Origin of the sequence: Streptococcus huangxiaojuni, assembly GCF_040930515.1 — a bacterium.
In the GTDB taxonomy this organism is placed as follows: Bacteria; Bacillota; Bacilli; order Lactobacillales; family Streptococcaceae; genus Streptococcus; species Streptococcus huangxiaojuni.
This window is the reverse complement of record NZ_JBFQEG010000003.1, coordinates 14,365-35,402: the sequence shown is the minus strand read 5'-3', so window position 1 is coordinate 35,402 and position 21,038 is coordinate 14,365. Positions and strand designations below refer to the sequence as shown.

The 21,038-nt window shown below is 40.6% G+C and carries 22 protein-coding genes, 1 pseudogene and 1 other annotated feature; of the genes and pseudogenes, 20 read left to right on the top strand and 3 right to left on the bottom strand.

The features are described 5' to 3' along the window. The first annotated feature begins 107 nt into the window (after nucleotides 1-107). From clpX to mmuM, 4 genes are all read left to right on the top strand, one after another. Nucleotides 108-1,337 carry an ATP-dependent Clp protease ATP-binding subunit ClpX gene (clpX, locus tag AB3329_RS02875; protein ID WP_368394243.1) on the top strand — a complete coding sequence of 410 codons (1,230 nt, stop codon included), beginning with the start codon at nucleotides 108-110 and terminating at the stop codon, nucleotides 1,335-1,337. A 15-nt stretch (nucleotides 1,338-1,352) separates the two neighbouring features. Continuing rightward, nucleotides 1,353-1,952, top strand: coding sequence for a ribosome biogenesis GTP-binding protein YihA/YsxC (yihA, locus tag AB3329_RS02870; RefSeq protein WP_368394242.1), 600 nt, complete (start codon nucleotides 1,353-1,355; stop codon nucleotides 1,950-1,952). A 222-nt stretch (nucleotides 1,953-2,174) separates the two neighbouring features. Further along, entirely contained in the window at nucleotides 2,175-3,551 is a 1,377-nt protein-coding gene (locus tag AB3329_RS02865; protein ID WP_368394241.1) for an amino acid permease, read from the top strand. Between the two features lie 37 nt (nucleotides 3,552-3,588). Continuing rightward, nucleotides 3,589-4,539 carry a homocysteine S-methyltransferase gene (gene mmuM, locus AB3329_RS02860; RefSeq protein ID WP_368394240.1) on the top strand — a complete coding sequence of 317 codons (951 nt, stop codon included), beginning with the start codon at nucleotides 3,589-3,591 and terminating at the stop codon, nucleotides 4,537-4,539. A gap of 58 nt (nucleotides 4,540-4,597) precedes the next feature. On the opposite strand, the gene AB3329_RS02855 is transcribed toward mmuM, so the two are convergent. After that, nucleotides 4,598-5,242, bottom strand: a complete 645-nt coding sequence (locus tag AB3329_RS02855; RefSeq protein WP_368394239.1) for an endonuclease III domain-containing protein — start codon at nucleotides 5,240-5,242, stop codon at nucleotides 4,598-4,600. Nucleotides 5,243-5,415: 173 nt separating this feature from the next. Next, nucleotides 5,416-7,524: an AAA family ATPase gene (locus AB3329_RS02850; protein WP_368394238.1), complete on the bottom strand. Its 2,109-nt coding sequence runs from the start codon at nucleotides 7,522-7,524 to the stop codon at nucleotides 5,416-5,418. 426 nt (nucleotides 7,525-7,950) lie between these two features. Here AB3329_RS02850 and AB3329_RS02845 point away from each other — a divergent pair, with 426 nt between their 5' ends. The 5 genes and pseudogenes from AB3329_RS02845 to tnpA all read left to right on the top strand — a co-directional run bounded on the left by AB3329_RS02845 (nucleotide 7,951) and on the right by tnpA (nucleotide 10,997). Further along, nucleotides 7,951-8,406 (top strand): GNAT family N-acetyltransferase, encoded by a 456-nt coding sequence (locus AB3329_RS02845; protein ID WP_368394237.1) that lies wholly within the window; start codon nucleotides 7,951-7,953, stop codon nucleotides 8,404-8,406. Between the two features lie 340 nt (nucleotides 8,407-8,746). Then, a complete protein-coding gene (locus AB3329_RS02840; RefSeq protein WP_368394236.1) occupies nucleotides 8,747-9,358 on the top strand; it encodes a hypothetical protein in 612 nt (203 codons plus the stop codon). Between the two features lie 15 nt (nucleotides 9,359-9,373). Then, a complete protein-coding gene (locus AB3329_RS02835; protein WP_368394235.1) occupies nucleotides 9,374-9,829 on the top strand; it encodes a hypothetical protein in 456 nt (151 codons plus the stop codon). A gap of 154 nt (nucleotides 9,830-9,983) precedes the next feature. Further along, complete coding sequence (locus AB3329_RS02830; RefSeq protein ID WP_368394234.1) at nucleotides 9,984-10,214, top strand: hypothetical protein; 231 nt, start codon at nucleotides 9,984-9,986, stop codon at nucleotides 10,212-10,214. A 319-nt stretch (nucleotides 10,215-10,533) separates the two neighbouring features. Next, nucleotides 10,534-10,997 (top strand): annotated as a pseudogene (tnpA, locus tag AB3329_RS02825) (IS200/IS605 family transposase). A gap of 727 nt (nucleotides 10,998-11,724) precedes the next feature. On the opposite strand, the gene AB3329_RS02820 reads toward tnpA, so the two are convergent. Beyond that, the gene (locus AB3329_RS02820; protein ID WP_368394233.1) at nucleotides 11,725-12,480 is read right to left on the bottom strand and encodes a hypothetical protein; all 756 of its coding nucleotides are present in this window, start codon (nucleotides 12,478-12,480) and stop codon (nucleotides 11,725-11,727) included. A 512-nt stretch (nucleotides 12,481-12,992) separates the two neighbouring features. Between AB3329_RS02820 and AB3329_RS02815 the strand changes: the two genes are divergently transcribed. From AB3329_RS02815 to AB3329_RS02765, 11 genes are all read left to right on the top strand, one after another. Then, nucleotides 12,993-13,289 (top strand): replication initiator protein A, encoded by a 297-nt coding sequence (locus AB3329_RS02815; protein ID WP_368394232.1) that lies wholly within the window; start codon nucleotides 12,993-12,995, stop codon nucleotides 13,287-13,289. 204 nt (nucleotides 13,290-13,493) lie between these two features. Further along, nucleotides 13,494-13,628: a sequence feature (ribosomal protein L10 leader region), on the top strand. Between the two features lie 28 nt (nucleotides 13,629-13,656). Then, nucleotides 13,657-14,157: a 50S ribosomal protein L10 gene (rplJ, locus tag AB3329_RS02810; protein WP_368394231.1), complete on the top strand. Its 501-nt coding sequence runs from the start codon at nucleotides 13,657-13,659 to the stop codon at nucleotides 14,155-14,157. Between the two features lie 73 nt (nucleotides 14,158-14,230). Beyond that, complete coding sequence (gene rplL, locus AB3329_RS02805; RefSeq protein WP_368394229.1) at nucleotides 14,231-14,602, top strand: 50S ribosomal protein L7/L12; 372 nt, start codon at nucleotides 14,231-14,233, stop codon at nucleotides 14,600-14,602. Nucleotides 14,603-15,407: 805 nt separating this feature from the next. Further along, a complete protein-coding gene (locus AB3329_RS02800; RefSeq protein WP_368394375.1) occupies nucleotides 15,408-16,028 on the top strand; it encodes a DNA alkylation repair protein in 621 nt (206 codons plus the stop codon). A 458-nt stretch (nucleotides 16,029-16,486) separates the two neighbouring features. Continuing rightward, nucleotides 16,487-17,476 (top strand): aldo/keto reductase, encoded by a 990-nt coding sequence (locus AB3329_RS02795; RefSeq protein WP_368394228.1) that lies wholly within the window; start codon nucleotides 16,487-16,489, stop codon nucleotides 17,474-17,476. Between the two features lie 148 nt (nucleotides 17,477-17,624). Next, nucleotides 17,625-18,242, top strand: coding sequence for a TetR/AcrR family transcriptional regulator (locus AB3329_RS02790; protein ID WP_368394226.1), 618 nt, complete (start codon nucleotides 17,625-17,627; stop codon nucleotides 18,240-18,242). Between the two features lie 10 nt (nucleotides 18,243-18,252). Next, complete coding sequence (locus AB3329_RS02785) at nucleotides 18,253-18,552, top strand: YciI family protein (protein ID WP_368394225.1); 300 nt, start codon at nucleotides 18,253-18,255, stop codon at nucleotides 18,550-18,552. A gap of 11 nt (nucleotides 18,553-18,563) precedes the next feature. Next, nucleotides 18,564-19,517: an aldo/keto reductase gene (locus AB3329_RS02780; protein ID WP_368394223.1), complete on the top strand. Its 954-nt coding sequence runs from the start codon at nucleotides 18,564-18,566 to the stop codon at nucleotides 19,515-19,517. After that, nucleotides 19,514-19,909, top strand: a complete 396-nt coding sequence (locus AB3329_RS02775) for an NAD(P)H-dependent oxidoreductase (RefSeq protein WP_368394222.1) — start codon at nucleotides 19,514-19,516, stop codon at nucleotides 19,907-19,909. Before AB3329_RS02780 ends, AB3329_RS02775 begins: the two co-directional genes overlap by 4 nt. 12 nt (nucleotides 19,910-19,921) lie before the next feature. Then, a complete protein-coding gene (locus AB3329_RS02770; protein WP_368394221.1) occupies nucleotides 19,922-20,074 on the top strand; it encodes a hypothetical protein in 153 nt (50 codons plus the stop codon). A 44-nt stretch (nucleotides 20,075-20,118) separates the two neighbouring features. Beyond that, nucleotides 20,119-20,916 carry an aldo/keto reductase gene (locus AB3329_RS02765; protein WP_368394220.1) on the top strand — a complete coding sequence of 266 codons (798 nt, stop codon included), beginning with the start codon at nucleotides 20,119-20,121 and terminating at the stop codon, nucleotides 20,914-20,916. Nucleotides 20,917-21,038: the final 122 nt, after the last annotated feature.

Sequence of the window (21,038 nt, the reverse complement as noted above, 5' to 3'; positions counted from 1 at the left end):
GCTTTTGCTGAATGCTTTTACTAATTTAGTAAATACCATTCATGCTTTTTATAACACCTTGTTTTAACAAATGGTTATATAGATAGAGTAGTCTAGAAAGAGGAATCATGGCTGGAAATAGAAATAATGATGTCAAAGTTTACTGTTCCTTCTGTGGGAAAAGTCAAGATGAAGTGAAAAAGATTATTGCCGGCAACAGTGTATTTATTTGCAATGAATGTGTTGCATTATCGCAGGAAATAATCAGAGAAGAGTTAGCTGAGGAGGTCTTGGCCGATTTAGCAGAAGTGCCTAAGCCAAAGGAGCTGCTGGCTGTTTTAAATGAGTATGTGGTTGGACAGGAACATGCCAAGCGTGCCTTAGCAGTAGCCGTCTATAATCACTATAAACGTGTTTCTTTTACAGAAAGCCAAGAAGAAGGAGATGTCGATTTACAAAAGTCAAATATTCTTATGATAGGCCCAACTGGGTCGGGCAAGACCTTTTTAGCACAGACTTTGGCTAAGACTCTCAATGTTCCTTTTGCAATTGCGGATGCGACATCGCTGACAGAAGCTGGCTATGTCGGAGAAGATGTTGAAAATATCCTTTTAAAACTGATTCAGGCTGCTGATTTCAATATTGAACGGGCCGAACGCGGGATCATTTATGTTGATGAGATTGATAAGATTGCTAAAAAAGGAGAGAATGTCTCCATTACGCGAGATGTATCCGGCGAAGGTGTTCAGCAGGCTCTTCTTAAAATTATCGAGGGGACAGTTGCCAGCGTTCCGCCGCAAGGAGGGCGCAAGCATCCTAACCAAGAGATGATTCAGATTGATACCAAGAACATTCTTTTTATTGTCGGCGGTGCTTTTGATGGTATTGAAGATATTGTCAAACAGCGTTTAGGAGAAAAAATAATCGGTTTCGGTCAGAATAATAAGTTGCTGTCTGACAGTGCCTCTTATATGCAGGAAATCATTTCCGAAGATATTCAGAAATTTGGGCTGATTCCTGAATTTATCGGCCGTCTTCCGGTAGTTGCAGCTTTAGAAGAACTGACAGCAGATGACTTGGTACGTATCCTGACTGAACCGCGCAATGCTCTTGTTAAACAGTACCAGACACTGATGTCTTATGACGGCGTTGAACTGGATTTCGATGAATCGGCTCTCAAAGCTATTGCCGAAAAAGCTATCGAACGCCGGACAGGTGCACGTGGACTTCGCTCTATTATCGAAGAAACCATGCTTGATATCATGTTTGAAATCCCAAGTCAGGAAGAGGTTAGCAAGGTACGTATTACAAAAGAAGCTGTTGAAGGAACAGATGGTCCTGTTTTAGAAACAGCTTAAGGAGGATGGGGATTAATGGCGGATTTCAGTTATTTAAATACACATAGAGCAGAAATCTTTTTAAGTGCCGCTAATAAGTCGCAGTACCCTCAGGATGACCTTCCTGAGATTGCTTTAGCAGGCCGTTCAAATGTAGGGAAATCCAGTTTTATTAACTGTCTGCTGGGGCGGAAAAATCTTGCCCGAACGTCTAGCAAACCCGGAAAAACCCAGCTCCTCAATTTTTACAATATTGATGACAAATGCCGTTTTGTTGATGTCCCTGGTTACGGCTATGCTAAAGTTTCCAAGAAGGAACGGGCCAGATGGGGCCGGATGATTGAAGAATACCTTATCGAGCGGGATAACCTGCGGGCTGTTGTCAGCTTGGTTGATTTCCGGCATGATCCGAGTGCAGACGATGTGCAGATGTATGAATTCTTGAAGTATTACGGCATTCCTGTTATTTTGGTCGCTACCAAGGCGGATAAAGTCCCTCAGGGGAAATGGCCTAAACATAAAACTGCTGTTAAGAAAAAACTGGATTTTGATGAAACGGATGATTTCATTATCTTTTCGGCTCTTAAAGCAAAGGGTATTGAGCAAGCATGGGACGCAGTCCTGAAACACCTGTAACAAACGGCTCTGCTGAGCTGAAAAAGGCCTTCTGCCAGCAGCAGGCATAAAGTATAAAAAATGAGGAGGACAAAAGTCCTGCCTCATTTTACTTTTTGAGATTGAAGAGAGGTCTTAAGTCAGCTTCCTTTATAGTTTTTACCTAAGTCATCGATAGGAAAAGACTATTTTTAAGTCCATATAGAATATGGTAAGATAAAACTATCAAAAAATGGAGGCCTTATGGAAAATCATCGGTTTAAAAATGAAGGAACATTCAAGCGGGAGATGACCCGCCGTCATCTGCAGATGCTCTCAATAGGCGGTGTTATAGGAACTGGTTTATTCTTAAGTTCTGGATATACTATCGCTCAGTCCGGACCTCTGGGGGCAGTGTTTTCTTATTTGTTCGGAGGTTTGGTTGTTTATCTGGTCATGTTTTCCTTGGGGGAACTGGCTGTTGCCATGCCTGTTACGGGCTCTTTCCACACCTATGCCAGCCGCTTTATCAGTCCTGGGACAGGTTTTGTAGTTGCATGGTCCTATTGGCTGTGCTGGGTGGTGGCTCTCGCCTCTCAGTTTTTAGGAGCTGCTATGCTCATGCAGCGCTGGTTCCCAGGAATTCCTGTCTGGTTTTTTGCTGCACTTTTTGCTGCTATAATTTTCTTTTTGAATACCTTGAGTGTCGGCTGGTTTGCTGAAACGGAGTACTATTTTTCCAGTATTAAAGTCTATGCGATTTTAGCCTTTATTCTGCTGGGATTGGGAGCTGTTTTTGGCCTGCTGCCTTTTTCGGGAACAGACCAAGCGCCTTTATTTTCTAACCTGACGGCTAATGGTCTTCTTCCCAAGGGCTGGGTCGGTCTTGTTTCTGTTATGCTTGCTGTTAACTACGCTTTTTCAGGTGTTGAAATGATCGGTATTGCAGCGGGAGAAACGGATAATCCGGAAAAGGAAGTGCCTGCCGCTATAAAATCTACCATTGCTCTCTTGATTGTCTTTTTTGCCTTAACTATCTTTGTTTTAGCCTGCCTGCTTCCTATGAAAGAAGCAGGAGTGACTGAAGCCCCCTTTGTTTTAGTTTTAGATAAAATCGGTCTGCCTTTTGCAGCCGATATTATGAATTTCGTTATCCTGACAGCAATTCTCTCAGCTTCTAATTCAGGTCTTTATGCTTCTGGACGAATGCTTTGGTCTTTGGCTAATGAAGGGATGCTCAGTAAAAAAATAGTGAAAATTAATAAGCAAGGTGTCCCGATGCGGGCAATGCTTTTATCAATGATAGGGGTCATTTTTACACTTTTTTCCAGTATTTATGCTGCTGATACAATCTTTTTAGCGCTTGTTTCTATTGCTGGCTTTGCAGTAGCGGTTGTTTGGCTGTCTATCCCTATTGCCCAAATAAATTTCCGTAAAAAATGGCTGCAGGATCATACAGAAGATGAGCTGACCTATAAAACACCTTTCAGTCCCGTTCTGCCTTATCTGACGAGTGCTTTGCTGCTGCTGTCCATTGTCGGGATTGCTTGGGATCCTTCACAGCGTGCTGGCCTTTATTTTGGACTCCCCTTCATGGTTATTGCTTATGTCTATTACCGTTTGTGGCACAAAAAATGGTAGACTGTCCTTTTGTATCTTAAATGGAGGTGATGTTAAAATGGCATTATTTAAGGATTTGCTGGCTGAAAACGATTATTTGATATTGGACGGTGCCTTAGGTACAGAACTTGAAAAAAGAGGTTTTGATGTAACAGGTAAGCTCTGGTCAGCTAAATATCTGCTGGAAAATCCCAAAGCTATCCAGGACCTCCACGAGCTATACTTAAGGACCGGCGCGGATATTCTTACAACGTCCAGTTATCAGGCGACTCTGCCGGGTTTGCAGGCTACCGGACTGTCGGAAAAGAAAGCTTTGGATATTATAGCATTAACTGTCCAATTAGCTAAAAATGCTCGAGACAGGGTCTGGCAGGAACTGTCTGAAAATCATAGAAAGCAACGGCCTTACCCGCTGATCAGCGGTGATGTCGGACCTTATGCAGCCTATTTGGCTGATGGTTCTGAATATACTGGTGCTTACCGTTTGACACAAGATGAGTACAAAGCCTTTCACAGGCCACGAATTCAGACTTTGGTGGCAGCAGATTGTGATTTACTGGGAATAGAAACCATTCCAAATGCCGACGAAGCTCGGGCGCTTCTTGATTTGTTGGCAGAGGAATTTCCTGATACTGAAGCTTATATGTCTTTTACGGCGCAAGATGACGCCCATATTTCTGACGGAACAGCCATTGAAGAACTTGCTCTCATGTGTGATAAAAGTGAGCAAATTTTAGCGCTGGGGATTAACTGCAGTGCTCCAAAAGTCTTCGACGGATTGCTCAGGCGAATACGTTCAGTCACAGATAAGCCGCTCATCACTTATCCTAACTCGGGCGAAGTTTATGATGGCACTACACAGACTTGGAAAGACTCTCCGGACCAATCGCACAGTTTGCTGGAAAATGTTCTGCGGTGGCATCAAGCAGGAGCAAAAATTGTCGGCGGCTGCTGCCGGACTGGACCGGAAGATATCAGTTATCTCTTTCAGGCAATTCGCCTAAAATAAGTGAAAGAGACTTCCGAGGAAAGCAGAATTGATAATCCGTCTTTCTTGGAAGTCTTTTTTAAAGAACTAATTTATCTCCGGCTAAAAAGCTGGACTCAAATTTTTGAGGCGGTCGGAGATATTTTTTGCCGAATTCATCAATAAGTCCGTGAAATTCCTGAGCGTCCTGAAAGGTGAAGGGAGCCGGAAGGATAGACAGTCTTTGGGCTAAGCTTTTATAGTCTGTCAGTTCCTCTATCCCGAGCTGTGTAAAAAGTGTCCTCGCGTATTTATCTGAAATAAACTGCGGCTGATCAAAAATATAGACCAGCAAAACGTCTGCTGTTTCCTGTCCGACGCCATGCAGGGACAGCAGCTCTTGACGCAGATTTTTGCCGTACCGCCGGATAATTTTCTCCGGCTTTTTTTGGTGCTCAAGGTACCACTGGGCAATGGTTTGAATAGCCTTGCTTTTATTTTTCATAAAACCGGCCGGTCTGATCCATTCCTCTAGTTCATCTTGCGGCAGTTTTGCGATTTTTTTGAAATCATAATGGTTTTTTTCTTGTAACACCTGCGAGGCACTGAGAGCATTTTTTTCAGTAGTATTTTGGATAAGAATCGCTTCAATGATAATTTGCTCTTTCGTCTCAGCTGGCCACCAATGTGTCGGTCCCATAGTGTTCAGCATCTTTTGGTATAAATCATAGAGTGTTAAATGCATAAAGGTCTTGGTCTTTCTTTTTTCCTACCGTTACCTTATCACAATTGGCCTTATTAATCAAAAAGAAAGAAGAAGGATTCCATAGAAGGGGCGGAAACAGATTTAGACAAAAGCAGGAAAGAGAGTGCAAAAAAGCTGGGATAGTGTTCATCCCAGCTACTGGATATAAAGTCTTATGACGATGCTTTTCTCTCGGAAATGATGATTTGATGGCCTTTATAATCTGCCAGAAGATGCTTGCTGTCAAGATGGTCAAGATAGAAATCGGTAATTTTATCGCGGATTTCCTGTTCAATCACTCTTCGGAGCGGTCGGGCTCCCATCGCTTCATCATAGCCAAGTTCAATAAGATGGTTTTTCGCTTGATCAGTAACCTCCAAGTCAATACCTTTTTTAGCTATTGTCTGCTGTACTTCGCTGAGCATCAGATTAACAATCTCTTTTAAGTCTTTTTTGCTTAAATGCGAGAATTCAATAACACCGTTAAATCGGTTTAAAAATTCCGGAAGGAAATAAGGTGCAATCCGATCCATAATGTCCTGCCGTTTTCCTGTCTCTTCAGTAGGGAGAGGGCTGCCAAAGCCGGCATTCGAGGTTGCAATAATAACTGTATTTTTAAAATCAACGGTATTGCCTTGTCCATCTGTCAGCCGACCGTCGTCTAAAACCTGCAGAAGCAGTGTGATAACCTGAGGATCAGCTTTTTCAATTTCATCAAGCAAGATGATAGCATAAGGGTTTCGGCGGACCCGTTCAGTAAGTGTGTTGCTGTTATCGTCATAGCCCACATAGCCAGCAGTCGTACCGATCAGTTTTGAAACAGCTGTCCGGTCTGAGTATTCCGACATATCCAGCCTGATAATGGCCTCCTTGGAACCAAACATATCAAGGGCTAGCTGCTTAGCTAATTCTGTTTTCCCTACACCTGTCGGTCCGACAAAGAGAAAACTGCCAATCGGACGATTGCCTTCATCAAAACCTGCTCGATTGCGCCGGATTGCCCGAGCTACAGCAGCTACCGCTTCATTTTGTCCGATGACTTTTCCCTGTAAACGCTCACCCATTGCTTTTAATCGTTCGATGTCACTGGCTCCCATATTTGAGACAGGGATACCTGTCAGGCGTTCAACCGACTCGGCCACATCATTGATTGTAGCTGTTACTTTTTGACCTTCTTTATGATTATCAATCTGCTTTTGCAAGTCATCAATCCGTGTTTTAGCAGCTAGGGCTGTTTCATAATCTTCTCGGGCAGCGGCCTCTTCTTGCTTGTTTTTTTGCTGTTTGATTTCTGCTTCGAGCGTTTTGACATCTGTGACTGGATGCTGCGCTGCTAAATGGGCAGCAGTCATATCAATAAGGTCAATAGCCTTATCCGGCAAACTGCGCTGCGGGATATACTGAATAGAATAATCAATGGCAGCTTTTAAGACCTTATCCGGTAAAATCACATTATGATGCTGCTCATAAAGTGTGCGAATTCCCATCAGAATCTGGAAAGTATCTTGATCTGAAGGAGCATTGACCTTAACCTCATTAAAACGGCGGGCAAGTGCAGCATTTTTCATGATGGTATTGCGGTATTCATCTTGGGTCGTTGCCCCTATGACGGTTAAATCAGCGCGGGACAAGGCTGGTTTTAAAATATCTGCCAACCCTTTTGAACCACTGTCACCACCGGTGCTGCCGGCACCAAGAATTTGATGGATTTCATCAAAAAATAAAATAATATTGCCGGCATCTTTTACTTCCTGAATTAAATTTTGAATGTTTTCTTCAAAACTGCCGCGATACTGTGTGCCGGCTTCTAGACCAGAAATATCAATCGAAATAATGTCCTTATTTTTAATTGCAGCAGGGACATCGCCATTGACAATGGCCTGAGCTAGCCCTTCAACGACGGCTGTTTTACCCACCCCGGCATCTCCGACAAGAACAGGATTATTTTTTGTCCGGCGGGAAAGAATCTCTGCTGTTTCCTGAATCTCCTTATTACGTCCAATCACCGGGTCTAAATGCGACTGACGCGCCTCCTGTGTCAGATTTGTTCCCAATTTAGCCAAAATCCCATCTGTTTTTGGTCCAACAGGACTTTTAGCTTTTTCTGGATTTCCGGGAAGTTTGCCGGTTGCTCTGTACTGTTCAAATTCTTCCGGCGTAATTTCCCGTCCGTTAATCAGATAGCGGCGGTTTTCAGTGTTGTAACCGCCCATATTGCCCATCAGCTGGTTGAAGATATCATCCATATTTCCAAAAGGATCACGATTAGAATAATTTGCCATAATGCATACCTCACTTTTACGTAGAAATAATATTATTATATGATTTATACTTAGAAGGTAATACAGGACTAAATAAATGAAATCCCATTAGAAAGCTTTTTAGGATTATTTTCTCAATTACCTTCTGATACTATTATATATTATTGGTCAGTAAAGGTCAATATAAAATGATACAAAACTTCGTTTTTTTAGCAAAATATGGAAATAATACCTATTTTTTGATATTATGATAGGATTTTGGGAATAATAGCGAATTTAAGAAGCCAAACGAGGGCACTAAATGATGTCTTCGATAATCGACAAGAGATAAGAATCAGTCCAACGTTTGCTGGAATAAAAGTAGTGACAAATGACGAATTTCCTGCTACTATTTTCTTGAAGAGTTCTGTGTTCTTAGAATGGATTCTAAATTTGTGAGGGTTGAATATGACTGTCAGGTTTGAAAAAGGGATAACTAAAGATAATGCTCTTCTTTTATGTGAATGGTCCAATGAAGAAGGAGAAGCATTTCAGGAACAATGGATGGGATCTCGAATTTCTTATCCTCTGAATTATGGCAAGATAAAAGAACTGGAGAATATCTTTTCGATTTTCAATAAGGAGAAATTTATCGGAGTGATACAAGAAGTATGTATTGATAAGGATAAGATACATATAGGAAGATTTGTCATAGATCCCCGAAAAACAGGACTGGGTCTCGGGACAGAAGCGCTGAGAGAATTCATGGCCTTCATTTTTAAAGATGAGGCTATTAAAAGTATTTCGCTAACTGTTTTTGATTTCAATCAAAAGGCCAAGAAACTTTATGAGAAACTCGGATTTGAAATTGATGAAATCATTGAGACCCCGAAACTGAAATATATCATGAGGAAATATAGGTAAATGTCAGTTCGCATTTACCCTTTAAAATATATTGAAATGTGTATATTCACTATAATAAAAAAAGTCAGACCTTCCCTAAATTAAATTTATAAGGGCCAGATCAATCAAAACAGTAAACTAAAGCCTAGGCCCCTGCTTTCTGACTGGGGCAGGCAGTCATGTCTGGGAAACTGGACAATTTTTTTATACTTATATCCTAAAAAATCAACAGTAAGTAAGACATAATTATTTTCGAATGATAACCCAACAATTGTGGCAAAGGTCACTTGCTTTTTCGGTTTTACTGTGCTATGCTAACAAAAATTAAAACGAATTATCTGCAGGGAACAAGGAGCAGGCTATGGCTAAAAAGAAAGGTTTAAGCAGACCGACAAAGATTTTCTGGGGACTGCTGGCTGCGGTTCTCATCGTTATCACTGGAATTTGGGAGTATAATCGTTACATGGAAAAGAAAAAGGTTGACCAGCTTTACCAGCACGGCTTTCAGTTTCTGGAAGAACAAATCGCCACTTATATTAAAGAGAACTATTCCGGTGTCAGTAAAATCGAGTTTTCACCGATTTATATAGACGGTGACGGGTGCTTTACGGTAAGAACGGCTTATACTGTCCCTATCATTTATGACGAAGAGGGGAATAAGGCACAGTTTGGCGGAAAAATAGACCATTTTGGACATCCCCGATACGGGCTTCTTAATTATCTTCGGATAGATTGGGATATTTATGGTACAGAAATAATTGAACTGGCCAGTGGGAAAGATTATTATGTCGAAGTGACTTACGGAGACAGCCTGCCGGAGGACACGAAATGGACAGAAAATGAGAATATTGACAACAACATTAAAGCCTTAATAGATATAGGGAAGCTGAAAGGAATTGAAAAGTCGGCTCAGGGCAGTCCGTCGGCTGAAGTCCGTTACAATGTGACGTTTAAGAAGGGGATACTCAAATAAAAAGGAGGGGCAGGAATGACACTGACAGATAAAAAGATACAGAGCTTGCAGGATGTTGTGAAGGATTACGCTTCATATAAAGAAGGGGAGATATTTGAAATTCCAGAAACAAATGAGTACTACCAAGTGGTTAACAGTATAGATGAGACCACTCAGGCTCTGGCCGTTGTTCCTGTGGACAATAGTAAGGGCCATAATCCAGACTATTCCCAAACGGCTATCGTAGTGGCAGGGACCCAACCTGGTTTCACTGAATCCACTAAAAATGCGATTGAAGCTAGAAGCGGAATGACTCCGCAGGTGGACGATATTTCCGATTTTTATGACAGCACAGCTGCCAAACTGGAAAAAGACCATGGCGGCGGGACCATTTCCAACATGTCCGGCTTCAGCCAGTCGGGTCCGGCAGTTGCTAAAGTAGCCGCAGCGCATCAGGAAGGGGCGGCTTTGTTTTCGACTAACAACAAGTAGGCAGACAGAGGTGCATAAAGGCCTTTGTATCTTGTTGGAATTGAACACGCCCTAAAATCCTAGTGAAAAAGATGGCTGTCAGCGTGATGCCAGTATCGCTTGCCATCCCCTATTTTCATACGGGCTTTGTATCTTGTGTATAGGGGGAGATGTTATGGGAGTAACGACTGATTTAGACACGCTTGCCCAAGCGGCCAAGGAGACCAAGAAAGCGCAGGAGCGTTTTGGTCATTCAGGGGGCGTTAGCGGCAAAAAGTACGGCTTGGTCGGGAGAGCAAGAGGAGCTGCAGAGTTGGTTAGAAGGCCAGGCCGAAGAGCTTCAGTCGTTTGCGCAGGGGCCGCTATCCGGAGAGCTGGCGGATTGTTTTACGGGTCAGGCAGCTGACAGTGCAGCGGCCTATCTAGCCGAATGGCCGCAGGCAGATTTGAGTAATCCAATAAGGGTTTAGAATCACTGGCACAGCTGCAGATACAAGAAGCCAGTCATTATCAGAACCTCTCTGATTTATTGAATCTTTTATAGAACAGCCGGTCTTTAGACCAGCTGTTTTTCATTGTGTGACTTTCAGTCCGTCACGCTCCGTAGGGTGCGTGACAAATGAACCACCCGCTATGCGGGTGCGCGATGAAGGTTATACCAAAAAAACTCCAAACGCGCTACAATAAAGGTGTTCAAGCCTATTGTAAAGGGAAAGGAGAAAAATATGGCGCAAATGGCACATAGTTTATCACATACAAAGTGGCTGTGTCAATACCACATTGTCTTCACCCCTAAGTATAGACGAAAAATCATCTATAATCAATATCGAAGTAGTCTGGGAGAGCTATTTCGACGATTGTGTAGTTATAAAGGTGTTGAAATTATCGAAGGTCATCTGATGCCAGACCATGTTCCTATGTTAGTGAGTATTCCTCCGAGATTAAGTGTATTAAGTTTCATGGGATATTTAAAAGGCAAGAGTGCTCTTATGATGTTCGACAAACACGCTAATTTCAAGTACCAATTCGGCAATGCCATTTTTGAGTAGAAGGGTACTATGTGAGCACGGTAGGATTTAATGAAGCCACTATCAAAACATACATTCAGGAACAGGAAAAACATGACATTGCACTTGACAAGCTGAGTGTGAAAGAATATGAAGATCCCTTTAGGGATAATGGCAAGTAATGCGAATCCCTCTTTAAGAGTTTTGTGACGAGTCAAGAGCGATAAGGCTTTAACAGCAGTGCAGACACATTAAATAGGGTTAGTAAAAATGATATGGCTCTGAGTAAAAATATAAAAAATCAACAGTAAGTGTCTAGAGTTTTGGGAATTGAAAAATAAATAGAAAAAGGGGGAACGGATAAGTCCGTTCCCCCTTTTTCTGTGCTCGAAATAAAAATGAAAGGACACAAAACAATGGCTGATAACTTAGAACTCGTGATGGATAATTGAGACATTAGAAATTTTTGAAGTCATTGTGAGTTGAAACACTTAATACCAGATGAGGAAAAGTGAATGAAAAATACTAATGATGAGTAAGAAGATATCACTAAACCTCCTTTACACCAATGGATTGATTATTATCAAGCATTTGGTTTAGGTAGCTTTTGTTAGATGAAATTTTAAACGATACACAAAAAAACAGCCCGTCAAAGAAAAAATGTTACTAACGATAATAGACTATCCTTATCTAGCTTATCAAAGGAGATGTAAATGTAATATGATTTAAAATGCTTAATTACCCAGAGAGGAGAAATGATATAACATTTGGTGAAACAAGTCAATGCGCTAGTCAATTGTTGTTATTACTAAATCTTGTGTTGGGATTTATTCTTTATAAGGACCCCTATGTAGACAGAGATAAGGCGTCAATTGCTTTATTCTTAATAGTAGTGACTTTTATTCTTTATCAATTTGATTTAGTTATTCCGTTAATTCGTTTTTTGAAGTAATGGCTAATCCGTTTAAGAATTGGGAACATCAGAAGTGATGCTACGTAGATTACAAAGCTTGCGCCTGCTCCTACAATAATAAAAGCTATTAGTTTTAATTTCACATTAATTGAAACTGGTGCCATAAACCAAAGCACGAAACAAAAGTATGATGAGAAAAACAAAATGAATCCTAAGATAGGAAATAGTTGTTTTGGATGCAACTTATAAAGAGCATGTTCTGTTGTCGTTAAGGTATATAGTCGTCTTTTATAATGATACTCATTATTTTCAATCTTGAGATTTCTTCGAACTGACCAAGACAACTTGAAATAGCTACTAGAAAAAACATAGTAATGATTGTTTAAGGTTTTTAAATCTGAATTAGGATGTTTGATATAATCCTTCTCAATTGTTAACAGACAGCTGGTTAGTTTACTACCAAGCAAATAAAAGAGTTGATGTTTTCTTGTATGTTGAATAAACTGATTGATTTGTTGTAACTTTAACACCTTATTCTCTTCTGTAATAGGCTGAAATAGTTGAAGTTCGATTGTTTCATAGAACGGAAATAAAATATCATTTAGTATTTGCTGATGTTTTGTCTCAATAAAAGGTTGATATTGATGCTTTGTGGCTAGAATGATAGTTAAGATGAGTGTTCCTAAATTGGTGAAGACTAATAAATGGCTAAGAAGCCAATTGAAGAAATTGATAAAAATATTAATGTCCATAGATGTATTCCTCGTATTTCTGAAGGGAGCTGAGAAATGATAACAACTTTAATTTTGGTAACTTTCTGGATAGGGTTAGCAGTAAGTTTCCTAATTTATAGCCTTGTAGTTATATTGCCATTGAAACATAAAATTCCATTTTACTGGTTTTGGTATCCTCCCATTTAATTTTGTGAGTATTTGGTATTTATTACTTATCCTTTATTATATCAATATTTAACAAGGAGTGACAAATGAGCCCATTGATTCTTTTTAATATTAGTTTTGCTATGGCTTTTATGCCATGTTTATCATTCGGTATTATCGAAAAGAACCTTTCGAGTTGATGTTGTTTTTCTTTGTGATGAATACCTCAGCAACGCTTTACCATATTTTTAACTACTTTAGAACAATTTTCATCTATTACACTGGAACAAATGTAAACACCTGAACGCTACTTTCCGATGGCGTGGGTGTTGTAGGAAGATGCACATTATCGTGATTTTCGCTCAGATTGCAAGGTATTGTATAGCATGATGAAAAATCGTTTAAAACTATCTGCTAAAAATGGCTGGGTAGATGAGTTAGTTCATGTTTATATTGAGTTTTCGAATGCAGAGATCCAATGGTATTTTAACTGCTTCAAACCGACAGCTATCAAAAATAAGAATGAACTGTCAGACTATGGTTTAATTTATGAACTCAGTCAATATTCTAACACCGATGGCCAGTTGGCCAAACGTATCTACATTGGCAATGCCAAGATCTACGATGCTGAAAAGTACAAACAAGAACGCTTGGAATATCAAGAAAAAGCTTTCCAAAAATGAATCAAAAAACGCCAAAACAGACCCCGTAAAAATAATTTACGGGAGATGTCAAAAGATTTAACGGGGCAGTTAACAATTTTGCCCCGAATTATAAAGACTCTAGTAAACCTAATTTTAGTAAAGAGCATTATAGTTCTAGAAAGAGTTGAGCAAAAATCGACAGTAAGTGTTGACAGACAAGTGATATTAGGGTATACTAGTGGAGGTTTTGAATAAAACTGACCTAAGACAGCAGGGGAGCTTGGCTCGTAATCTTCCTGCCGAGGCACAAAACGTCATTAATGAATAACGTATTTGTACTTTCGTGTCTAGGTTTAGGTGCGATTTTTTTGTGCCTAGCCCAAAAATAAAAACGGAGGTAAAAGGAATGAGTGAAGCCATTATCGCTAAAAAAGCTGAGCAGGTTGAACGTGTTGCCGAAAAAATGAAATCAGCAGTAAGTATTGTTGTTGTTGATTCACGCGGTCTTACCGTTGAACAAGATACTGTTCTGCGCCGTTCTCTGCGTGAAAGCGGTGTTGAATTCAGAGTTGTTAAAAATTCTATCTTGACCCGTGCAGCTGAAAAAGCAGGTCTTGACGATTTGAAAGATATTTTTGTCGGACCGTCTGCAGTAGCTTTTTCAAATGAAGATGTGATTGCTCCGGCAAAGATCATCAATGATTTTGCAAAAGATGCTGAGGCTCTTGAAATTAAAGGCGGTACGATTGAAGGCGCTGTTTCAACCAAGGAAGAAATTCAAGCGCTTGCCAAACTGCCAAACCGCGAAGGTATGCTTTCTATGCTTCTTTCTGTACTGCAAGCACCAGTGCGCAATGTTGCCTATGCTGTTAAAGCAGTTGCGGAAAGCAAAGATGATGTTGCCTAAGCGTTTTGTTACATTATCTTGCAGCTAAGCTGCAAAAACATTTGATTAAACTGATAATTTGGAGGAATACACAATGGCATTGAACATTGAAAACATTATTGCTGAAATTAAAGAAGCATCAATTCTTGAACTTAACGATCTTGTAAAAGCTATTGAAGAAGAATTTGGTGTAACTGCTGCTGCACCGGTTGCTGCTGCAGGGGCTGCAGGCGGAGCTGAAGAAGCTGCTGCTAAAGATTCATTTGATGTTGAATTAACTGCTGCAGGCGACAAGAAAGTTGCTGTTATCAAAGTGGTTCGTGAAATTACAGGTGAAGGCCTTAAAGAAGCTAAAGGCCTTGTTGATAACGCACCATCTGTTCTTAAAGAAGGCGTTGCTGCTGCAGAAGCTGAAGAACTTAAAGCTAAGCTTGAAGAAGCAGGTGCTTCAGTTACTCTTAAATAATCATTTACTGATTATTTAAGGGTGAAAGCAAAGCCAAGTTTTAAACTTGTTAATGCTAAAGCAAATTAGGAAGTATTTCAGTTGAAACTTCCCCACAAACACCCTCACAAAAAATGTGGGGGTGTTTTGTGTTGTCATAACAGTTTTGCTTCTAGTTTGCTAATATTAAACTGCAATAAAATTGGTAAGATAATATGTGGACGGTAAGTGTCCACTCTTTGTTTTATAATGGATTTATAAAATCATACAACGAGGTGTCAATTGAATGAAATACTACCAAGTTCAAACAAGAGAAGCTAGTTAAAGCGTTTGAACATTTTTTGGAAAACTGGAGAGAAATCGTCTGAGATTAGAAGTGTTTTTGATAACTTATGTGGACTTCTAAACAAAATAGATACTTTGTAAAGACTTAAAATTGAGGGGGCTAATGAACGATCAAGAGAGATTATTAACCATTTTTTTACGCTTACAAGCTGGAGCAGCTGCGCTTGGCTATCATTTGGTACAAGAAAGTCATTGCAAGTGACGGACAAGACTTGAGTGATTAAAAGATATATCTCCAGAAAAATCTGGAGATTTTTTAGTTTACAGTGTTTTTGATGGTTATGATTTAGCTATAAGAAAAAAGCAGTTAAGAATTAATTAGCAGCAGAATAGTCTCCTAGTTCTCCTGCTAAGACTTGCCGTGGCGGAATTTTTTTGATTAAAACATGGTATAATAAAGGCGTAATACAGGTTTGCTTATTCAGAGGATTAATAGCTGCCGCAGCAGCCTTGTTATGGAGGTTTTTTAATGGCCTTGAAGGTGGATGATTACATTAAACATTTAGAACATGAATTCGCTTTGATAGAACATGGCTTTAAAACAGAACAAAAGCAGGCTTTAGCTGATTTTAATAGCAAGGCTTCTGCCTCTATCAAAAATCTGGCTTTTAAAGCTTACCAATCTGATGTCTATCAAGTCAGAATGTATGCTGTCTTTCTCTTTGGCTATTTATCAGATAATGAGACTGTTTTAACATTCATGAGAGATAAAGTTTCTAAGGATGATAATTGGCGGGTACAGGAAGTATTAGCAAAGTCCTTTGATACCTTCTGCCGAAAAACTGGTTATGAAACAGCACTTCCGATTATTGATGAATGGCTGAACAACAGCAATCCTAACACTAGAAGAGCGGTCACAGAGGGTTTGAGAATATGGACAAGCCGGCCGTTTTTTAAAGAAAAACCAAATGAGGCCGTTGAAAGGCTGTCGCGTTTAAAAGAAGACAGCAGTCAGTATGTCAGAAAGTCTGTGGGCAATGCTTTAAGAGATATCAGCAAAAGGTTTCCTGAACTGATTAAAGCAGAAGTGGAAAGCTGGAGCTTAGAGAGCAGAGAAATCAGACAAGTCCACAAACTGGCTAGCAAATTTTTAGAGAAATAATCTAGCTGCGGGATGAATAGTAAAAATATTGCTCTTTTATCAGGATATCTAATTGGGAAAATCCAGAAGATGTAGCCCAAGGAATTCTTTATGCCTGTCTTGCAAAAAAACGTATGAGAATTTCATATGCGGTAATATGTTCGATTTCAAATTTTTTTGATGATTTTCCAGATCACATAGTAGCTGAAAAAGGCAATGACATGCTCTTTTAGATTTGTTGTGGTAAGCAGCAATTAATATCATTGGATTATTCAACAATTCTCTGACCACAAGTACCAGATGGGTTTTGCATTGCATAAACAAAAAATTACAATTCTTTTTGTTTTGTTCAATATAAAAAGGCGGGTTTGTAAAAGCTAGTAAACTTTTTCTTTACAACTGTTTTTACTTGACTTGGAGTCTACTTCAAGGTGTATAATGAAAACGTTTAAATAAGTGAAAAAATAAGGAGGTCTCTTATGGAATATACAAAATTGGGGAATACCGGGCTTGAAGTTTCTAAATTATGTCTCGGCTGTATGAGTTTTGGTGATGCAAGTCTGGGTTACCATCATTCCGGCTGGCTGCTTGATGAAGAGAAGTCGCGTGTCATTATAAAAAAAGCTTTAGATTTAGGCTTTAATTTCTTTGATACCGCCAATGTTTACGGCAAAGGGACAAGTGAGGAGTACCTTGGTCGTGCTTTGCGTGACTTTGCCGATCGCGATGAAGTGGTGATTGCGACCAAGCTTTTCTTTGGAGACAACTGGCTTATGGGTAAAAATCCAAGGGGCTTATCCCGTAAGGCTATTTTCAGTCAGGTTGAAGCCAGTCTTAAACGTTTGGGAACGGACTTTATTGATGTGCTTTACATTCACCGCTGGGATTATCAAACCCCCATTGAAGAAACGATGGCTGCACTGAATGATTTAGTGCGGTCAGGCAAAGTTCACTATCTTGGCGCATCGGCTATGTACACTTGGCAGTTCCAAAAGGCTCAGTATGTGGCTGAGAAAAACGGCTGGACAAAATTTGCTGTGATGCAGAATCATTATAATATGCTTTATCGTGAAGATGAGCGTGAAATGATTCCTTTTTGCAAAGATTCAGGTGTCGGACTGGCTCCTTACAGTCCTTTGGCAGCAGGACGTGTGGTGCGCGACTGGAATGCTGATACTCCCCGCAGTAAGACAGACCAAGTCGCTAAATCAAATTATGACAGCACGGAAGCAGAAGACAGAGCCATCGTGGCGCGCGTTGCAGAAACAGCCGAAAAATATGGTGTGACACGTGCTCAGGTTGCATTGTCCTGGCTTTGGGGAAAGGGAATCGATTCGCCTATTGTCGGAGTAACTAAAGAAAAGTATTTGGATGATTTTATGGGTGCTTTTGACCTTACCTTGACTGATGAAGATATGGCTTATTTGGATGAAAAATATCTGCCGCATAAAATTGTCGGTGCCTTATAGCCAATAAAGAAGCTGAGACGGATTCCTGCGGTGAAACCATCAGGAATCTGTTCTCTTTTTAAACTATCATTTTTTATCTTGACACAGTGTCATAAAAGAGTATAATAGAAGCATAATTTGACACAATGTCAAATAAAAAGGAGGAAAAGTGGGCAGAATTTCTAAAGAAGAAAGTCTAAAACGACGAGAAGCCATCATTGATGCTGCACAAGCTCTTTATCAGGAAATCCCATTTAAGGAGATTAATGTCAAGGAGATTGGCAGGCGTCTCTCTTTTACGCGCACAGCTGTTTATACCTATTTTGATAATAAAGAAGAAATCTTTTTAGCTCTTTTAAAACGCGAATATCTAAAGTGGGAAGAAGATTTGCAGGTCATCTTGGAAAAAGAAAAACTCAGCCCGGCTGTATTTGCTGAGGAAATAGCTGAAAGCCTTGAAAAGAGGCTGACATTGTTAAAAATTCTGGCGGTAGATATGGCTTCACTGGATGCTGAAAGCCGTATGGAGCCTTTGGTCGCTTTTAAGAGCGTTTACGGCCGTTCTCTTGATATGGTCAGACAGCTCCTTGAGAAGCATTTCCCGGAGCGAAATCAGAATGACAATCAACAATTCATTTTTGTCTTTTTCCCGTTTTTGTATGGTGTCTACCCCTATACAGAAGTGACTGATAAGCAAAAGCAGGCTATGGCAGAAGCGGATGCCCCTTATGTTTATATGACAGTAAAAGAAATGATAGCAAATGGTATTTTGAATTTGTTAAAGTAAGGAGAATAAAATGTATTTAATTGATATCACAATAAAAACGGACCGAGTGCCTGCAGACAGAGCAGAAGAACTTCTGGAAAGGCACCAGGCTTGGTTCAGTGCACAGGCTGAATCTGGTCAATTCCTAATGGTCGGCCCTTACCGCGATAAAGAAATGGCGGGTGTTGTCATTGCGCAGGCCGGCAGCCGGAAGGCATTGGAGACAGTCCTTGCTGAAGATGCTTACTATCCGGATATGGCAGTCTATGATGTTCATGAATTCCAAGCCAATATTATTGCAGACAATATCACAGATTATAAAGGAAAGTAAGAGGTAAAAGGATGACAGGGAAAACAGAAGCTAAGATTGCACTAGGGACATGGTCTTGGGGAAGCGGCGGTTTTGCAGGCGGCGACACAGTTTTTGGCAACCAGCTGGATACCGCTGATTTGAAAGATGTTTTTGATACTGCCATGTCCAACGGTCTTAATCTATTTGATACAGCTTATGCTTATGCAAATGGTGAGTCAGAGCGTATTTTAGGGGAACTGATTAATGCTTACGGCCGTGACCAAGTGGTTATTTCAGATAAATTTACACCGGGTATGCAAAACGATGCAGCTGAAAATCCGGTTATTGATATGCTGGAAGGCAGTTTGAAACGCTTAGGAACGGATTTTATTGATATTTACTGGATTCACAATTCGGCAGATGTGGAAGGCTGGACGCCCCTTTTAGCTGATGCGGTTAAGACAGGAAAAATCGGCCGTGTCGGTGTGTCCAATCACAGTCTTGCCCAAGTCAAACGTGTTCAGGAAATTTTAGCAGCGCATCATATTAAGCTTTCAGCTGTTCAAAACCATTTTAGCCTTTTATACCGCCGCTCAATTGATGAGGGCCTTCTTGATTACTGCAAAGAAAATGCTATTCAGTTCTTTTCTTATATGGTTTTAGAGCAGGGGGCCTTATCAGGAAAATACGATGAAAATCATCCGCTTCCGGCAAATTCAAATCGCGGCAAAACCTATAACCCGCTTTTCCCTGCCATAAAGGACTTGTTAAATCATTTGCGCCTGTTAGCTGATAAGTATTCAGTTTCTCCGGCACAAATTGCAGCAGCCTGGGCGATTGGACGCGGTACTACACCGATTTTGGGGGTAACCAAAGCTGAGCAGGTGGACGATGCAGCTGAAGCGGCAGCAATTGTTTTGACAGATGAAGAAGTCTCTCAGCTTGAAAAAACAGCCGCTGCTTCTAATGCTGATACAAGCGGCGGCTGGGAAGGTCAAGCGTGATTAAAGAAGCAGAAGTAGGAGAAAGGATTTTAACGATGAAAACAACCGTTTTTGCTTTCCATCCCCATTTAAACAATGGGTCGCGTGTTAATGCATCACTGGCAAAGGCTGCCAGCGATGCAGGTTTTGAAGTCCGTGATATTTACAGCTTATATCCTGATTTTGTGATTGATGCAACGGCTGAACAAGCTGCACTTGAAAAAAGTGATCGCATTGTTTTGCAGTTTCCCATCTACTGGTATCAAACACCTGCTCTTTTGAAGCAATGGTTTGATGATGTTTTAGAATATGGCTGGGCTTATGGATCAAAAGGCCATGCTCTGCAAGGCAAAACGATCGTTTTAGCAGCAAGTTTTGGAGCCGGAGCAGACGATTACCAACCGAACGGGTGATTCCGGACAACCGTGGAAGAAGTTTTAAAACCCATTACAACTATCCAATACCATACAGGTCTCTTGTTCTTAGAGCCTTTTATCGTCACAGGAAGCCTGAACCTCAGCGATGAAGCATTGGCTGAGCAGGCTCAAGCTTATCAGGCAGTTTTATCAGCAGAGTAATAGAAAGGCGATTCTTTCAGTAGCTTAAAGGAAAGGAGAAAACCATGCAGTATGTCACGCTTAATACAGGTGCGCTGATGCCTCAGCTGGGATTTGGTGTCTACCAGATTCCTGAAAAAGAAACGGCAGCCATTGTCAGTCAAGCTATCAAAACAGGTTACCGGCATATTGATACAGCACAGTATTACCGCAATGAAGTCGGTGTCGGTCAGGCAGTCAAGGCGTCCGGATTGCCGAGAGAAGATTTCTTTATAACAACAAAATTAGCGACTTCCGGTTATGGGGCAACAAAGACACAGATCAGCCTAGCCTTGAAAAAGTTGCAGACAGATTATATTGATTTGATGTTAATTCATTGGGTGGTATCAGATTATCTCGGTACCTACCGGGCCTTGCAGGAGGCATATGAAGCAGGACAATTAAAAGCGATTGGTTTGTCAAATTTTAATCAAAAGCAGATTAAAGAAATTTTAGACCGTTTTTCTGTCAGGCCTGCTGTCTTGCAAAATGAAATGCATGTTTTCCGCCAGCAGGCTGCTATGCGCCAATTTTGCCATGATAACGGCATTCAATTTGAATCATGGGCGCCTTTTGGCGAAGGAAAGAAAAATATTTTTGCACATCCTTTGCTGACAGCGATAGGAAATTCATATGGCAAAACAGCTGCCCAAGTCATTTTACGTTTTTTACTGCAAGAAGATGTGGTAGCTATTCCCAAATCAGCTGATTCCGGGCGCATGCGGCAAAATTTTGAGATTTTTGATTTTGAACTATCATCTGAAGATATGGAAAGCATCCGTCAGCTTGATCGTGGCCGGAGCCTCTTCGGCTGGAATGGTTAGAGCTGAAAAAACAGGTGAGTTTGCAGCTTCTGGCAGATTTAGCCTAAAATAAAATCAGTACTTTCGGGTACTGATTTTTTTAGTTTTATGACTGATTTTAGGTTGAGAACAAAAAACGTTTT

What these genes read in the sequence shown, in the direction of transcription:
- clpX (WP_368394243.1), top strand. Translation starts at nt 108, where the DNA reads ATGGCTGGAAATAGAAATAATGATGTCAAAGTTTACTGTTCCTTCTGT.
- yihA (WP_368394242.1), top strand. Translation starts at nt 1,353, where the DNA reads ATGGCGGATTTCAGTTATTTAAATACACATAGAGCAGAAATCTTTTTA.
- AB3329_RS02865 (WP_368394241.1), top strand. Translation starts at nt 2,175, where the DNA reads ATGGAAAATCATCGGTTTAAAAATGAAGGAACATTCAAGCGGGAGATG.
- mmuM (WP_368394240.1), top strand. Translation starts at nt 3,589, where the DNA reads ATGGCATTATTTAAGGATTTGCTGGCTGAAAACGATTATTTGATATTG.
- AB3329_RS02855 (WP_368394239.1), bottom strand. Translation starts at nt 5,242, where the DNA reads ATGCATTTAACACTCTATGATTTATACCAAAAGATGCTGAACACTATG.
- AB3329_RS02850 (WP_368394238.1), bottom strand. Translation starts at nt 7,524, where the DNA reads ATGGCAAATTATTCTAATCGTGATCCTTTTGGAAATATGGATGATATC.
- AB3329_RS02845 (WP_368394237.1), top strand. Translation starts at nt 7,951, where the DNA reads ATGACTGTCAGGTTTGAAAAAGGGATAACTAAAGATAATGCTCTTCTT.
- AB3329_RS02840 (WP_368394236.1), top strand. Translation starts at nt 8,747, where the DNA reads ATGGCTAAAAAGAAAGGTTTAAGCAGACCGACAAAGATTTTCTGGGGA.
- AB3329_RS02835 (WP_368394235.1), top strand. Translation starts at nt 9,374, where the DNA reads ATGACACTGACAGATAAAAAGATACAGAGCTTGCAGGATGTTGTGAAG.
- AB3329_RS02830 (WP_368394234.1), top strand. Translation starts at nt 9,984, where the DNA reads ATGGGAGTAACGACTGATTTAGACACGCTTGCCCAAGCGGCCAAGGAG.
- AB3329_RS02820 (WP_368394233.1), bottom strand. Translation starts at nt 12,480, where the DNA reads ATGGACATTAATATTTTTATCAATTTCTTCAATTGGCTTCTTAGCCAT.
- AB3329_RS02815 (WP_368394232.1), top strand. Translation starts at nt 12,993, where the DNA reads ATGATGAAAAATCGTTTAAAACTATCTGCTAAAAATGGCTGGGTAGAT.
- rplJ (WP_368394231.1), top strand. Translation starts at nt 13,657, where the DNA reads ATGAGTGAAGCCATTATCGCTAAAAAAGCTGAGCAGGTTGAACGTGTT.
- rplL (WP_368394229.1), top strand. Translation starts at nt 14,231, where the DNA reads ATGGCATTGAACATTGAAAACATTATTGCTGAAATTAAAGAAGCATCA.
- AB3329_RS02795 (WP_368394228.1), top strand. Translation starts at nt 16,487, where the DNA reads ATGGAATATACAAAATTGGGGAATACCGGGCTTGAAGTTTCTAAATTA.
- AB3329_RS02785 (WP_368394225.1), top strand. Translation starts at nt 18,253, where the DNA reads ATGTATTTAATTGATATCACAATAAAAACGGACCGAGTGCCTGCAGAC.
- AB3329_RS02780 (WP_368394223.1), top strand. Translation starts at nt 18,564, where the DNA reads ATGACAGGGAAAACAGAAGCTAAGATTGCACTAGGGACATGGTCTTGG.
- AB3329_RS02765 (WP_368394220.1), top strand. Translation starts at nt 20,119, where the DNA reads ATGCAGTATGTCACGCTTAATACAGGTGCGCTGATGCCTCAGCTGGGA.